Below are 13,304 nucleotides of genomic sequence, written 5' to 3'. Positions count from 1 at the left end.
TTTCACCCGAAGTTCCATGAACTATAGTATGATGTATGTACTAAAGTATGGACGGAGGCGAGAGGATGCAGGTTAAGCTGTTCAAGTATGACAAAACCAGCAATTGGTATGAAGAAGAAGGCGGGTGCAGCACGAATTGGACGTTGGTTCTGGTCACCTACGGCAGGTGCGTGTATTGGATCGGCGGGAAAGAGGGAGAGAAGAAACAAGTGCTGGAGAAGGGGCAGTGGCTGCTCATTCCGGGCGTGACGAGGTACTACGGGAAAAGTGTGCCCACGATGGTGCATGAGAAATATGTCGTTCATTTTGCTGTGGATGGGCTGGCGGAGCCGTTTCCGCTCTTGCGCGCGACAGAATACGTCAGCGGGACGACCGGCAAGTACGATCTCATACTGGATCGCTTGCGCCTGATGTTTCAGCAGTGGAAAGACAAACAGCCCTATTATCAGACGCTGTGCGAAGCGCTGTTAAAAGAGCTGTTCGTTCATTTGCAAAGAGAATGGGATGGCGGCGCAGCCGCGAGCGTTAGCGGGCAACTGGTCGAGCAAATGAAGGCATACATTCAGAGCCATTACCGGGAACATGTGGCCAAAGAAGAGCTGGCCGTCTGCATCAGCCGTTCGCCCAACTACGCGGCCTCCTTGTTCCGTAAGGTGACGGGGCAAACCATTTCCGAATATGTGAACGCGACCCGAATCAAAACGGCGATCTACATGCTCAGGCACTCCGCGCTGACGGTCACTGAAATATCGGAATTTATCGGGTACAGCGATCCGTCCTACTTTTACAGAGTATTCAGGCGTCTCACCGGGCTTGTACCGACGGATTTGGTCTCCGATCGCGAAGTGGTGCGTAAATAAGGGGGCAAGCGTCATATAGCGTCACATGGGTTACATCGTACCCCCGCCGCGGCGAACTTCTGGCGGAATTTGCTCCGGTCCTTTGTTAATGTTCTGATAGATGAACGTACCGACACTCGCCTCATCGAACTTGGTCAGAGACATGGTTTTCGTCCATGCGTTCACAACGACCTCCTGGTCGCCGGGCACATCAGGATTGGGAACAGCGAGTACGCCGGCTCCTGCTTCTTTGAATTTGGCGAGATAGCGCAGTTTGTCCAGCAGCTCAGGCTGCGCGTCCGGATGATAATAAATAATAATATCGCCGTGCTCTAAATTATGAACGAGCTTCTCATACCCCGGTTTTTCCGTATAAAAGCCGAACTTCAGATCGTGAGGGCTGTGCGTACCGGATGTGGGAATGGCCATCTCGTATTTCAAGGGCATTTCGGAATGGCCGCGGCCGTAATCTTTGTCCGTTGTCACTTGGATCGGTGCGTTGTAATTTAACTTTTCTATACGATACGTGCTGGATGAGCGTTGAATGAGGGAAGTTCCGATAAATAAAATCGCCAGAGTCAGAAGGACATGCGAAATCATGCGCGTTGATTTGTGCTTCTTTTGAAGTACCTGCTTTTCGGCTTTTTTTAATCGGCTCGTATTCGCTTTGTTCGTTTTCGCTGCAAGGACATAGCTGGCGATGGCGAGAGCAAGAATGACGATGCCTATGTAGAGTAAAATGGACGTTAAATCAAGGCCTGACTGTACGTTAGTTTGATCCATATTTCTGGGCTCCTTTGGGATGAAATGATGAATAGCAGCATTGGAGTTTACACTACATATTGTAGTTTCATGAAAGGGAGAAGTCAAACTGAGGTAGCAGGTAATTGAATCCAAGGCAGCGGTGGTAAAAAAAGCATTGCCAAATAGCTGGTAATCGGCTAGAGTTAAGCCAAATGAATAGCAACACGGGTGCTTGATGAAGTCAGGCTGAGATAGTGGCCCTATGCCGCTGACCGTTAATCTGATCTGGGTAATGCCAGCGTAGAGAACATTGTGCCTATCCGCACTTATCTTATGCCTGCCGCTACCCGGTGGGCTTTTTCGTGTTCGCCTATCTCATTTCATAATCTCAAGTAAGGGAAAGGGAGTTGATGTACAAATGGCAAAAGCACAATCTGCATCCAAAGGCTTGAAATTGACGGACATTCTGGTCACTATCGTGATCGCAGCGGTGTTCGGCGTGATCTACAGAATATGGGGGCCTATGTACGATATTTTGAAGCCAATTGGCCTTCATGCGGAGCAGTTGAGTTACGGCATGTGGTTCATGGCGGCGACATTCGCCTTTTTAGTCATTCGCAAACCGGGCGTTGCCCTTTTGGCTGAGGTAGCTGCAGCGACGATCGAGGCGCTCTTCGGCGGATCTTGGGGAGTGTCTACACTCGTGTACGGTGTTCTTCAGGGGATTGGGGCTGAACTCATCTTCGCGCTTTTCTTATACCGCAGAGCGAATGTTGGCGTGACGGTGTTGGCATCGTTCCTATCCGCGGGCTTTTCCCTGCTGGTCGACAATTATTACGGGTACATTGATCAGCTCACGTTCTGGAACTATTGTTTGTTCATCGGTTTGCGTCTCCTGGGCAGCGCGTTGATTGCGGGCGTGTTTGCTTACTATTTGGCAGAGGCGCTTGCTCGTACTGGCGTGTTGAATCTTGTTCGTCCTGTTGCGAAGAAAGATTACGACATCCTGGGGTAGCGGCATGAAGCCAAGTCAAACCATAGGCGTAACCAATCTACGTTTAAAATATCCCGGAGAAGACGCCCCCTTGCTGTTTCAGGGGATCTCACTGACTATAGAGCCGGGAGAAAAAGTGCTGCTGCTGGGGCCGAGCGGCTCCGGGAAATCGACGCTGCTTCAAGTGCTGAGCGGCATTGTGCCGAATGTCGTGGAAATTCCGCAAAAAGCGGATGAGATCCGGACGCCGGAGCATTGGGGCTACGTATTTCAAGACCCGGACACGCAATTCTGCATGCCTTATGTGGACGAGGAAATCGCCTTTGTTTTAGAAAATCTCGGAGTCCCGCGCGCGGAAATGTTGCCTCTCATTCAACGTTATTTAGAAAGGGTAGGCTTGCGTTTTGCGGATATTCACACGCCCATCGGGCAGCTGTCGCAGGGCATGAAGCAGCGGTTGGCGATTGCAAGCGTGCTCGCGCTGGAGCCGCAAGTGCTGTTTCTCGATGAACCTACGGCACTTCTCGATGAGGAAGGCACGAAACAGGTGTGGGACACGATTCGCGAGGTCGGCGTTGACCGAACGCTCGTGATCGTTGAGCATAAAATTAGCGGCATTTTGGATTTCATTGACCGTTTGATCGTGCTGGCGCCTGATGGTCGGCTGCTTGCCGACGGGCGTCCGCAGGACATTTTCCAAGCCTGTAAAGATCAATTGATTGCGTACGGGATTTGGTATCCCGGCGTCTGGGATGATTATGAGCGGAAGATGGGGCTGCCGCTCCGGCTGTCTGAAGAGCACGCTTCCCCTGCTCCGCTCATGACGATGCAGGATTTCGTTGGCATTCGCGGGAGAGAAATCAAGACCTCTGTGGATAACTTAAGCGTCTATCCCGGAGATTGGATCGCGGTGGTTGGCGCTAACGGAGCGGGTAAAAGCTCGCTGCTGCTGGCGATCATGCGGTTGATCCCAACGAAGGGCAGCTGCCGGATCGAAGGGGTGCAGGGAAACAAAGTGGAGCAGCTCGCTGAGCGCGTCGCTTTCGTGTTCCAGAACCCTGAGTTCCAGTTCGTGACGCACGCTGTGGAAGACGAGATTGCCTATTCGCTACCAGAGGGTGTACAGCAAGGAAGAATAGAATCAATGCTTCGGGAGTATGACCTGCTCGCGCTTCGTACCCGTCACCCGTTCCAGCTGTCGACGGGGCAGAAGCGCAGGCTTAGCGTCGCTTCCGCCATGGTGCGGGAGCCGCGCATCCTGCTGCTCGATGAGCCGACCTTCGGGCTGGATGCGCAGCGTACATTTCGCATGCTGGAGAAGCTCGAACAGCTGCGCGCGAGCGGAACGGCCATCATCATGATTACGCACGATGCGGAAATCGTGAACCGGTTCGCGACCCGGGTTTGGCAGGTCGAGGCGGGGCTTGCGAAAGAGCTTGCTCCATCGCAGTCCCCAAGCTTTGGCCGCGCGGCGGAAGGAGAGCCTCATCTATGCAAATGACGTTCACGTACCGCGAAACGTGGCTACACCGGGTGAACCCCGGCGTGAAGCTGCTGCTGTCCATTGTTATGTTCATCGTTGTTGTGCTCACGCACAACCTCAATACGATGATCTATCTCACCGTAGGCGCGCTCCTGCTGCTGATGTTGTTCTCCGGCCATCCTACCAAACGGCTGCTGCTGTACGCATCGCCGTTTCTGCTTATTTTCTTCTCATCTTCCACGGGGATGATGATGTTCGGCAATGGCACCAAGCTGTGGTTCCAGCTTGGATTCGTCAAAATCACCGAAGAAAGCTTCTACCGCGGCCTCCATCTGGGTTTCCGCGGTCTCCAGGTGGCTTCGGTGGGCTTGCTGTTCAGCTTGACGACACGGCCCGTCGCGCTGTTCTACTCGATGATGCAGCAGTGGAACGTAGCGCCGAAATACGCTTACAGCTTTTTGGCGGCACTCCGCATGGTTCCTGTCATCCTCGAAGAGTTTCAAACCCTTCGGCACGCCCTGAAGGTGCGGGGCAAGAAACGGCGCAGCCTCTTCACAGGCTGGTACACGACGCTTCGCATGTACGCCATTCCGCTGCTGGCGCAGAGCATCCGCCGTGCCCACCGAACGGCGGTCGCGATGGAGGCGAAGCGGTTCTCCTCGCTCCGCCAGCGAACCTACTACTACCGGATTACCTACACAGCGTGGGATCTCATCTATTTGTTGTACTTCATCCTGCTGCTTGGCGCCGCCTATTACTTAGGCGTGGCGTACCCGCTTATTAGCGGCGCAGCGGATGTCAGATAACCGCGCAGGTTCACCCAAAAAAAGCCTCCCCCGCCACGTGCCACGTGGCAGGGAAGGCTTTTTCTCTATCGTCCCCATTTGAGCGACATGGATAAGAGGCAGCATGGGACTTCATGCGTCTGGGTGTTGATCTCGAACTGCACGCTGCTGGGGGAGTAGCTGGTCTTCACCGAACATTCGCAGCCGAAGGAGCGAACAATGCGATCGACTTCCTGTTGATTGCCGGTTTGTGCGGCCGCCATGATTTGCTTGGCGATCTGCGGATCGGCTAACTTGCTGAGCAGGAGCGAGGCATCCTTCATAAGCCGCTGAAAGGCGGTAACGGAATGCGTAAGTATTTTCGTATCCACAGGCGGAAAGTCTCGTTCTGGAGTCCAGTAAACGGGACGATAAGCGGGAGGCAGGTATAAGCCGTCGTAGGATGAAGAATAGAGATGCGGGTGCACCCCCGGATAGTAGGAGTAAGAGTCGTTCATGAATGTTCTCCTTTACTTGAAGTGAACCTTAAGCTTAAGCCAGTATATGAAAAGAACAGGTTTAGGTGAATCCCTCCCTGATCCAACGATTGACAGAAAGGTAATCGCGCAATATAATACTAAACACATAGGAATTGTTATATTTCATCTACCGAACCAACGGAGATACGAATTCAATTTAGAATTTGTGTCTTTTTTTTATCATTTTTTGCAAAATTGTTGAAAAGGCATCTGTTGTATAGGACATACGGAGGTAATGGGAATGATCGAGTTTCAAGATATAGAGAAAGTGTTTGAACTTCCGGACAAGAAAGTAGAAGCGCTGAAAGGCATTCGTCTTACGGTGGAAAAAGGCGATATCTTTGGCGTGATCGGACACAGCGGAGCTGGCAAGAGCACGTTAATTCGCACAGTAAATATGCTGGAAAGGCCGACCTCAGGCAAAGTAATTGTGGACGGCAAAGATTTAACGGCGTTGACGGCTAAAGAATTGCGGGATGTGAAGAAGAACATCGGCATGATATTTCAGCATTTTAACCTGCTGGAGTCCAAAACCGTGTTTGATAATGTCGCAATGCCGCTCACACTGGGCCAAACCCCCAGGAAAGAAATTCAGGAACGGGTAAATGAGCTGTTATCGTTCGTAGGATTAAGCGACAAAGCCAAGAGCTATCCGAATCAACTGTCCGGGGGCCAGAAGCAAAGGGTGGGCATTGCCCGGGCGCTTGCTACGAACCCGTCCATTTTATTGTGTGACGAAGCGACGTCGGCGCTTGATCCGCAAACGACAAATTCCATTTTGCAATTACTAAAGCAAATAAATGAAGAGTTTCAGATCACAATTCTGATCATCACCCACGAAATGAATGTCATTAAGGAGATTTGCAACCGGGTTGCAGTGATGGCACACGGTCAAGTCGTGGAACAAGGCAATGTGCTGGAGCTGTTCGCCAAGCCGAAGACGGAAACGGCGCGCAATTTCGTGAGCTCGGTCGTGAGAGACGATATCCCGCAAAGCATTGTGCAGCTCCTGGCGAGTACGAAGGGAAGGTCGAAAATTTTCAAGGTTCATTTCTTGGGAGAGGGCTTTGGGCAGTCCCTATTCTCGCAGGTTGCGAAGCAGTTCGATAACGAGGTCCGTGTCTTGTTTGGCCAGATTATCGAGCTGCAGGGCGTGCCGTTCGGTAACTTCATTATCGAAATCCAAGGCGAAGAAGCCGAAATCGACCGAGCTTACGAGTACATCCGGCAGCAAAATGTAACAGTGAAGGAGATTTCGTAGCAGATGGAAGTGAGTATCAGTCAAATTGTGCAGGCGCTGTGGGAAACGTTGTACATGGTAAGCGTATCCTTGGTGTTCGCATCCTTGATCGGCCTTCCGATCGGGATTTTATTGGTCGTTACCCGCAAAGGCCACATTTTGGAGAACAATGCTGTTTTTTCAATTCTGAACCCGGTCATTAATGTGTTTAGGTCTATTCCGTTCATTATTCTCTTAGTGGCAATTATCCCGTTCACGCGGTTCATTGTCGGGACATCCATTGGCACAACGGCAACGATCGTTCCATTAGTTATCTATTGCGGTCCGTATATTGCCCGGTTGGTGGAAAACTCGTTATTGGAGGTGAATACGGGCATCATTGAAGCAGCGGAAGCGATGGGGGCTACACCGTCACAGGTTATTTTCCGTTTCCTGATTCCTGAGGCGTTCGGTTCATTAATCTTAAGCCTGACAACAGCGACAATTGGCTTAATTGGCGCGACGGCGATGGCCGGGGCTGTTGGCGGCGGAGGTATTGGCGACTTGGCGATTACCTATGGCTATCAGCGGTTTAGCACGATTACGATTGTGGCGACCGTTATTATTCTTGTTGTTCTTGTACAAGGGATTCAATCGCTCGGCAACGTGTCGGCGCGGAAAATACGCAGGAAATAAAGAAAACCAACTTACATAATGGGATAGGGGAAATGACGATGAAGAAGATAAGCGTATGGCTGCTCATAGCAATAATCACAGTGGTGGTGGCTGGGTGCGGGAAATCAGCCCAACAGCAGGAGATCAAAATAGGTATTCGGGGCGGGGAAAGCCGCACGTGGGATTTTGTGAAAGAGCAAGCGGAGAAAGAAGGCCTCAAGATTAAAGTGGTCCAATTCAATGCGAATGTCGACCCGAACACGGTGCTGAACGATGGAGAGATTGATGCCAATGCCTATCAGCATGTGGCCTATTTGGATCAGTTTAATACGAAAAATCACACGGATATTGTGCCTGTTGGTTCAACCATTATTGCTCCGTTAGGCATTTATTCCGATAAATTCAAGAATATCAAGGACATTCCCGACAATGCCAAAATCGCCGTGCCCAATGACAACTCCAACTGGGGACGAGCGCTGCTGCTGCTTCAAGAGGCCGGTTTAATTAAAGTCGTGGACAATTTCAATGGCGAAGGTGGAGCCGATAAAATCAAAGAGAATCCGAAACATATTGAAATTGTGCCGATTATTGGCGCGAATACGCCACGCGTGATGAAGGATGTCGCCGCTTCCATTATTAATAATGGCATCGCCGTAGAAGCGGGACTGTTGCTGAAAGATTCTCTTTATCATGAAAGCAATACCGCTAAACCTTATATCAACATCATCGCAACCACGAAGAAAAATGAGAACAAAAAGGAATTTAAAAAGCTGGTAGACATTTATCAGTCCAAAGCCGTTTCCGATTTTATCACGGAAACCTACAAGGGGAATTATATCCCGACAAAAGTTACGGTAGAAGAGTTGAAAAACTTTAAAGACGCCTACAAGAATAATAAGTAAAGCGAGGGATGCATATGGCTTCCAAAAGGCAGATCCATTTGTCCGCCTATTTAATAGGCACCGGCATTCATGTTGCATCTTGGCGGCATCCGGATGCCGCTCGAAATGCCAGCATTGATATTGAATTCTACAAATATTTGGCGCAAACGGCAGAGCGGGGAAAGTTCGATATCGCCTTTTATGCGGATAGTCTGGCTGTGAATGAAGATTCGCATCCGAATATTCTGAACCGGTTTGAACCGGCGACATTCCTCGCAGCATTAGCCGGAGCCACGTCGAAAATCGGTCTTGTCGGCACGGCTTCTACCACCTACCATGAGCCTTACAACCTCGCGCGTTTATTTGCTTCCGTCGATCATATTAGTGGCGGACGCGCAGGGTGGAATGTGGTGACTACCGGCGATGCGACAGGCGAAACGGCGCTTAATTTCAATCGCGACCACCACGTTGAACACGATGAGCGTTACCGGCGGGCGGAGGAATTCATCGACGTTGTCCAAGGCTTGTGGGATTCCTGGGAAGAGGAAGCCTTCGTGCAGAACAAAGAATCCGGTGTTTTCTTTGATCCCGAGAAGCTCCATCGGTTGAACTACAAGGGGGACTATTTCGCTGTCCAGGGCCCGTTGAATATCGGGCGGTCGCCTCAAGGACAGCCGGTGATCGTGCAAGCCGGCGCTTCTGAACCTGGGCAGCGGTTCGCCGCAAGAACGGCAGAGGTTGTGTTTTCCCACGTTAAAGATATTGAAAAAGCCAAAGAATTCTATAAAAGTTTGAAAGGCAAGCTGTCCGATTATGGCCGATCTCCTGAGGAGCTTCATATTCTGCAAGGGATATCGCCCATTATCGGGGATACCAAGGAGGAAGCTCAGGCCAAACATAAAGAAATCTCCGATTTATTGATCCCGGAGCAAGGCTTGCGCTTCTTATCCGGATACCTGGGCAAAGTGGATTTCAGCAAGTATTCGCTGGATACGCCTGCTGCGGAGGTGGATTTCCCGGAAGAAAACGGGATTCAAAGCCATTTTGAACGGATGACGGCGCTTATCCGGCATGCGAATCCAACGCTGCGCGATTTGTATGCCTTGTTGGAAGAAGGCTCGAATCTGGAGTTGATCGGAACGCCGGTACAAATCGCAGATGTATTGGAAAAATGGTTCACGGAAGGAGCCGCCGACGGCTTTATGCTGATAGCGCCGATTCTCCCGGGCGTGCTGGAGGATTTTGTCGATAAAGTGGTTCCGATTTTGCAGGAAAGAGGCCTCTACCGCCTGGATTACGAAGGCAGTACACTGCGGGAGCACTTGGGGCTGGCGAAACCGAGCAATCGCTTTGTAAGAGACCGGCACCATCAATAGACGCTTGCTTGGACAAAAACGAGGTCATAAGTGGCAGCGACGCCCCCCTGTATGCTGAACTTATGCTCATATTCCTTATACATGTTGGCGAAAAGGCGTCGCGGGCTGATGCCGCTTACTGTGGAAGCTTCTGAGGCGCTTGCTCCCGTTGCTTTAACCGAATGAAGGAAGTCTCTTACGGAAGCATAAGTTTCCGTTTGAATTGCGCGCTGAGAGTGAATATTTGAAAATCCCGCTGCATCGAGCGAATGGCGCCACTGCGCCATCGATTGAAACAAAAGACCGTGCCGTTGCGGCTCGAGACCGCTGGCTTTATAAACTTCATTGAATGCTTCGTGCAGCTCGTAGAACGTATCCGGGCCGAAGGTGGTGAACAGTAACAAACCTCCGGGCCGGAGCATTCTTCGGAGATGCCCCAGTGTCTGCCTTGGATTGCTGAGCCATTGAAAGCAAGCGTTGGATACGATGAGGTCGAATGAATCCGCTCCGCAATCAGCGGCCCACTCTTCGATATCAGCATGAAGAAAGTGTAAACGAGCCGGTTGATTATTGCTGTAACCTGCATAGTTTGAGCGGAGGCGCTGTTCAGCTGCATCAATCATTGCGGGAGCAATATCAAGGGCAGTAATTGACGAGCAGGGCCATTCCGTATACAAAATTTCGGTCAGAGTTCCTGTGCCGCAGCCGATCTCGAGCATGTTGATTCTGTCTGTGCCACTTTCATCCTTCCACGCTGTAAGAGCTTCTGCAAGACCGCCTGCCATCTTGCGCTGCACATGGGCGTGAGTATCATACGAACCTGCTGCACTGCGGTTAAATTGACTCCGGATTGCACGTATCTTGCTGCTCATGCCACCATCTCCTCAGTTCTTCAGCAATATGTGATTCCCTTCCCAAGAAGGGTACATGCCCGCAGTAGGGGATGGTCAGCAACTTGGCTTGAGGCAATTGGGCTGCAAGCTCTAATGCAGCGCCGTAAGGGCAAATCTTATCCTCGGTGCCGTGTACAAGAAGAACCGGACAATCAATTGCCGGCAGCCTGGACAAGAGTTCCTCGTTTCGCAAAATCTGCAAACCTGCGATGAGCGCAGGAGTCGTCCAACTGCCGATTGGAGGAAAACCTGTGCCAAGTCCGGACTCCCATTCCGCGTCTGTAAACACAAGCTGCTGAAATTTAGACTCCGTCGCTTGCCGATCTTTCGTAATCCCCGTCATCATTTGCCTGACGTAGGCATCTGCCCATCCGCGGGCCATCTCTTCTTTGGGGCGGGTAAAGCGGGCTGTTGCCGCAATTAACACAAGGCCATCGGCATATCCGTTGGCCGCCAGCCTAAGCGCAAGCAAGCCGCCAAGGGACCATCCTCCAATTAACAGCGGGCTGCGGTCAGTCCTTTTGCTAGAGGATATCTCCGAAGATAGGACATTTTTTGCCGCGGTTTCAGTCAGGAACAGCATTTTTTCCGGTGATTCGGCATGGCTGTAATCGACGGAAATATGGCGAAAGTCCGGCAGCAACCTACGCAGCCGATCAAACACGGCATCCGGCATGCTCCATCCTGTCAGCCACAGGATCGTGCCGCTGTTGCCCATTGCATTCATGGACGCAGCACCCCTAATTGATGTCCGACGTTTCGGATTCGCATGGCGGCATCGATCAGTTCTCGATCTGTATGTACGGCTGACAAGGAGAAGCGGAGTCGCGCGGTGTGATCTGGCACAGTAGGCGGGCGGATGGCTGCTGACGCAATGCCCGCAGCTTCCAGCGCACTGCTGAAACGCGCGGTCGCGGCATTATCGCCGATGATCACGGGTACGATAGGAGTGTCCCCAGAGCTAACGTTAAACCCGGCGTCGCTAAGCGTAGAACGAAAAAAACGGCTTGCCGCGTGAAGTCGTTCACGGCGCCAGTGCTCGCCCTTTACGAGAACCAATGCCGCTGCAATCCCGGATACAATCGAAGGAGGCAGTGCGGTTGAATAGATAAGCGGTCTTGCCTTGTTCACCAACCATCGAATTAATGTGCGGCTGCCGCATATATATGCACCATAGACACCGAATGATTTGCTGAACGATCCCATATGAATATCCACATCCTTCTTTAACCCGAGCGCATGGCATAATCCCTCGCCTTGCTGCCCATAAATCCCTCCGCTGTGCGCCTCGTCAACCATCAGCATGGCTTCATACTCTTGTTTGAGCGCGACAAGTTTATGCAAAGGAGCCTGGTCTCCGTCCATGGAGAAGACGGCGTCTGTAACGATCAGCTTTCGCCGCTTATCCCGGTGCTTATCCAATAATGCCCGTAAATGTTCCATGTCTTTGTGACGGTATCGGACATGCTCTGCGCGGCTTAATACGATGCCGTCCACAATGCTCGCATGGTTCAGCCAATCACTGAAAACGACATCGCCCCGACCCAACAGCGAGCCAATTACGCCAGTATTTGCCATATAGCCATTTGCAAAAACAAGCGCTGCTTCACAGCCCTGCCAATCAGCCAGCGCTTCCTCAAGGCGGCTATAAGGCGGCCTGTTGCCTGTCACCAGACGCGAAGCGCCGGAGCCGGCCCCTTCCGTCAGCAGTGCCTCGCGCATGGCTTCAATGATGGCCGGGTGTTGGGCGAGCCCAAGGTAGTCATTGGAGGACAGGTTGAGCAGTGCTCCTCCCCCGCGATCCGTGTAACCAGGAGATTCTGCGACCGTACGGCTGACACGTAAGGAACGCTCCAGCGAGGATCCAGCCAAAGTTTCAAGTTCTTTTTCTATCCATTTCATGTGGTCGTCACCGCCTTAAAGGGCGTTCAATTCAATTTCAAAGCCCAGATCATCAATGATTTGATAATCGGCTGAAGCGTCTTGGCCTGCTGTTGTTAAATAATCGCCTATGAAGAGGGAATTCGCAGCGTACAGAGACAAAGGCTGCAGTGTGCGCAGGTTGACCTCGCGCCCGCCTGCTACGCGAATTTCTTTCGACGGGCAAATGAAGCGAAACAGAGCCAGTACCTTCAATGCTTTCATTGCCGGCGTGCGCCCTGCATGCTCCAACGGAGTTCCCGGAATCGCATTCAGGAAATTGATCGGAATCGAATCGGCATCGAGTTCGCGAAGGGCATAAGCCATTTCAACAATTTCCTGATGGGTCTCGCCCATGCCGATAATGACGCCGGAGCAGGGGGACATGCCGTTGCTCTTAACTTTTTCAACGGTTTCAACGCGTTGGTCGTAGGTGTGGGTTGTAGTGATGGAGGGGTAATTGGCTTTGCTGGTGTTTAAGTTGTGGTTATATCGATGTACGCCGGCTTTTGCAAGATTTTCGGCTTGCTCGTCCTTCAAAATGCCCAGACAGGCGCAAATTTTTAGCGGCATGGTTTCACGGATTTCTTTAACCGCTTCGACCACTTGCTCGAGTTCTTTGTCTGTCGGGCCTTTCCCAGCTGCTACGATGCAATAGGTTCCCGCTTTACGTGCCAGCGCTTCGCGCGCACCGGCAAGCAATGTGTCTTTATCGAGCAGGGTGTACTTATTGACCGGAGCCGTTGAAACGATAGATTGCGAGCAGTAGCCGCAGTCCTCGGGACAAAGGCCGCTTTTCGCGTTGATGATTATGTTCAGCTTCACTTTATTTCCGTAAAAATGCTTCCTTACCGTATACGCAGCCTGCATGAGCGGCAGCAATTGATCATTGTCGGCCTCGAGTACGGCAAGCCCTTCCTCTAACGTTAAACATTCCCCGACTAACGCTTTGCGGGCAAGTGATTGCCACTCTATTTCGACTGCCATTCTGTCCATAG

At 51.5% G+C, this 13,304-nt stretch carries 14 protein-coding genes and 1 riboswitch; of the genes, 8 read left to right on the top strand and 6 right to left on the bottom strand.

The features are described from left to right. Window positions 1-65 precede the first annotated feature (65 nt). Window positions 66-860: an AraC family transcriptional regulator gene (locus ABRS97_RS18385; RefSeq protein ID WP_367816302.1), complete on the top strand. Its 795-nt coding sequence runs from the start codon at window positions 66-68 to the stop codon at window positions 858-860. Window positions 861-890: 30 nt separating this feature from the next. Here the strand turns inward: ABRS97_RS18385 and ABRS97_RS18380 are convergent, their stop codons facing one another. Beyond that, a complete protein-coding gene (locus tag ABRS97_RS18380; protein ID WP_367816300.1) occupies window positions 891-1,622 on the bottom strand; it encodes a DUF3105 domain-containing protein in 732 nt (243 codons plus the stop codon). 175 nt (window positions 1,623-1,797) lie between these two features. After that, a riboswitch (TPP riboswitch) is annotated at window positions 1,798-1,909 on the top strand. 92 nt (window positions 1,910-2,001) lie between these two features. Here ABRS97_RS18380 and ABRS97_RS18375 point away from each other — a divergent pair. Genes ABRS97_RS18375 through ABRS97_RS18365 form a run of 3 tightly spaced genes read left to right on the top strand, consistent with a single transcriptional unit; the run spans window position 2,002 to window position 4,866 of the window. Further along, window positions 2,002-2,598, top strand: a complete 597-nt coding sequence (locus ABRS97_RS18375; RefSeq protein ID WP_367816298.1) for an ECF transporter S component — start codon at window positions 2,002-2,004, stop codon at window positions 2,596-2,598. A 4-nt stretch (window positions 2,599-2,602) separates the two neighbouring features. Then, window positions 2,603-4,078: an ABC transporter ATP-binding protein gene (locus ABRS97_RS18370; RefSeq protein ID WP_367816296.1), complete on the top strand. Its 1,476-nt coding sequence runs from the start codon at window positions 2,603-2,605 to the stop codon at window positions 4,076-4,078. After that, window positions 4,069-4,866, top strand: a complete 798-nt coding sequence (locus tag ABRS97_RS18365) for an energy-coupling factor transporter transmembrane component T family protein (RefSeq protein WP_367816294.1) — start codon at window positions 4,069-4,071, stop codon at window positions 4,864-4,866. Before ABRS97_RS18370 ends, ABRS97_RS18365 begins: the two co-directional genes overlap by 10 nt. Before the next feature lie 65 nt (window positions 4,867-4,931). Here ABRS97_RS18365 and ABRS97_RS18360 read toward each other — a convergent pair whose 3' ends face one another. After that, on the bottom strand, window positions 4,932-5,342 hold the full coding sequence (locus ABRS97_RS18360) for a YuzC family spore coat inner layer protein (protein ID WP_367816292.1): 411 nt from the start codon (window positions 5,340-5,342) through the stop codon (window positions 4,932-4,934). 262 nt (window positions 5,343-5,604) lie between these two features. Between ABRS97_RS18360 and ABRS97_RS18355 the strand changes: the two genes are divergently transcribed. Genes ABRS97_RS18355 through ABRS97_RS18340 form a run of 4 tightly spaced genes read left to right on the top strand, consistent with a single transcriptional unit; the run spans window position 5,605 to window position 9,514 of the window. Continuing rightward, window positions 5,605-6,624: a methionine ABC transporter ATP-binding protein gene (locus ABRS97_RS18355; protein ID WP_367816290.1), complete on the top strand. Its 1,020-nt coding sequence runs from the start codon at window positions 5,605-5,607 to the stop codon at window positions 6,622-6,624. 3 nt (window positions 6,625-6,627) lie between these two features. After that, window positions 6,628-7,278, top strand: coding sequence for a methionine ABC transporter permease (locus ABRS97_RS18350; protein ID WP_367816288.1), 651 nt, complete (start codon window positions 6,628-6,630; stop codon window positions 7,276-7,278). Window positions 7,279-7,316: 38 nt separating this feature from the next. Next, window positions 7,317-8,159, top strand: coding sequence for a MetQ/NlpA family ABC transporter substrate-binding protein (locus ABRS97_RS18345; protein WP_367816286.1), 843 nt, complete (start codon window positions 7,317-7,319; stop codon window positions 8,157-8,159). A gap of 14 nt (window positions 8,160-8,173) precedes the next feature. After that, a complete protein-coding gene (locus tag ABRS97_RS18340; RefSeq protein ID WP_367816284.1) occupies window positions 8,174-9,514 on the top strand; it encodes an LLM class flavin-dependent oxidoreductase in 1,341 nt (446 codons plus the stop codon). On the opposite strand, the gene bioC is transcribed toward ABRS97_RS18340, so the two are convergent. Genes bioC through bioB form a run of 4 tightly spaced genes read right to left on the bottom strand, consistent with a single transcriptional unit; the run spans window position 9,508 to window position 13,302 of the window. After that, a complete protein-coding gene (gene bioC / locus ABRS97_RS18335; protein ID WP_367816282.1) occupies window positions 9,508-10,365 on the bottom strand; it encodes a malonyl-ACP O-methyltransferase BioC in 858 nt (285 codons plus the stop codon). The two genes, ABRS97_RS18340 and bioC, sit on opposite strands and share 7 nt — an antisense overlap. Further along, window positions 10,328-11,113 (bottom strand): alpha/beta hydrolase, encoded by a 786-nt coding sequence (locus ABRS97_RS18330; protein ID WP_367816280.1) that lies wholly within the window; start codon window positions 11,111-11,113, stop codon window positions 10,328-10,330. The genes bioC and ABRS97_RS18330 overlap by 38 nt, the downstream gene beginning before the upstream one ends. Continuing rightward, window positions 11,110-12,288 carry an 8-amino-7-oxononanoate synthase gene (gene bioF, locus ABRS97_RS18325; RefSeq protein WP_367816278.1) on the bottom strand — a complete coding sequence of 393 codons (1,179 nt, stop codon included), beginning with the start codon at window positions 12,286-12,288 and terminating at the stop codon, window positions 11,110-11,112. Before bioF ends, ABRS97_RS18330 begins: the two co-directional genes overlap by 4 nt. Window positions 12,289-12,303: 15 nt before the next feature. Then, window positions 12,304-13,302: a biotin synthase BioB gene (gene bioB / locus ABRS97_RS18320; protein ID WP_483312473.1), complete on the bottom strand. Its 999-nt coding sequence runs from the start codon at window positions 13,300-13,302 to the stop codon at window positions 12,304-12,306. Between the last annotated feature and the right edge of the window lie 2 nt (window positions 13,303-13,304).

Source organism: Paenibacillus tabacirhizosphaerae, assembly GCF_040812395.1.
Taxonomy (GTDB): Bacteria; Bacillota; Bacilli; order Paenibacillales; family NBRC-103111; genus Paenibacillus_E.
The sequence above is the reverse complement of the archived record's forward strand: the minus strand, read 5'-3'. Positions and strand labels throughout refer to the sequence as shown.

Coding starts and splice junctions, on each gene's coding strand:
- ABRS97_RS18385 (WP_367816302.1), top strand. CDS start 66: ATGCAGGTTAAGCTGTTCAAGTATGACAAAACCAGCAATTGGTATGAA.
- ABRS97_RS18380 (WP_367816300.1), bottom strand. CDS start 1,622: ATGGATCAAACTAACGTACAGTCAGGCCTTGATTTAACGTCCATTTTA.
- ABRS97_RS18375 (WP_367816298.1), top strand. CDS start 2,002: ATGGCAAAAGCACAATCTGCATCCAAAGGCTTGAAATTGACGGACATT.
- ABRS97_RS18370 (WP_367816296.1), top strand. CDS start 2,603: ATGAAGCCAAGTCAAACCATAGGCGTAACCAATCTACGTTTAAAATAT.
- ABRS97_RS18365 (WP_367816294.1), top strand. CDS start 4,069: ATGCAAATGACGTTCACGTACCGCGAAACGTGGCTACACCGGGTGAAC.
- ABRS97_RS18360 (WP_367816292.1), bottom strand. CDS start 5,342: ATGAACGACTCTTACTCCTACTATCCGGGGGTGCACCCGCATCTCTAT.
- ABRS97_RS18355 (WP_367816290.1), top strand. CDS start 5,605: ATGATCGAGTTTCAAGATATAGAGAAAGTGTTTGAACTTCCGGACAAG.
- ABRS97_RS18350 (WP_367816288.1), top strand. CDS start 6,628: ATGGAAGTGAGTATCAGTCAAATTGTGCAGGCGCTGTGGGAAACGTTG.
- ABRS97_RS18345 (WP_367816286.1), top strand. CDS start 7,317: ATGAAGAAGATAAGCGTATGGCTGCTCATAGCAATAATCACAGTGGTG.
- ABRS97_RS18340 (WP_367816284.1), top strand. CDS start 8,174: ATGGCTTCCAAAAGGCAGATCCATTTGTCCGCCTATTTAATAGGCACC.
- bioC (WP_367816282.1), bottom strand. CDS start 10,365: ATGAGCAGCAAGATACGTGCAATCCGGAGTCAATTTAACCGCAGTGCA.
- ABRS97_RS18330 (WP_367816280.1), bottom strand. CDS start 11,113: ATGAATGCAATGGGCAACAGCGGCACGATCCTGTGGCTGACAGGATGG.
- bioF (WP_367816278.1), bottom strand. CDS start 12,288: ATGAAATGGATAGAAAAAGAACTTGAAACTTTGGCTGGATCCTCGCTG.
- bioB (WP_483312473.1), bottom strand. CDS start 13,302: ATGGACAGAATGGCAGTCGAAATAGAGTGGCAATCACTTGCCCGCAAA.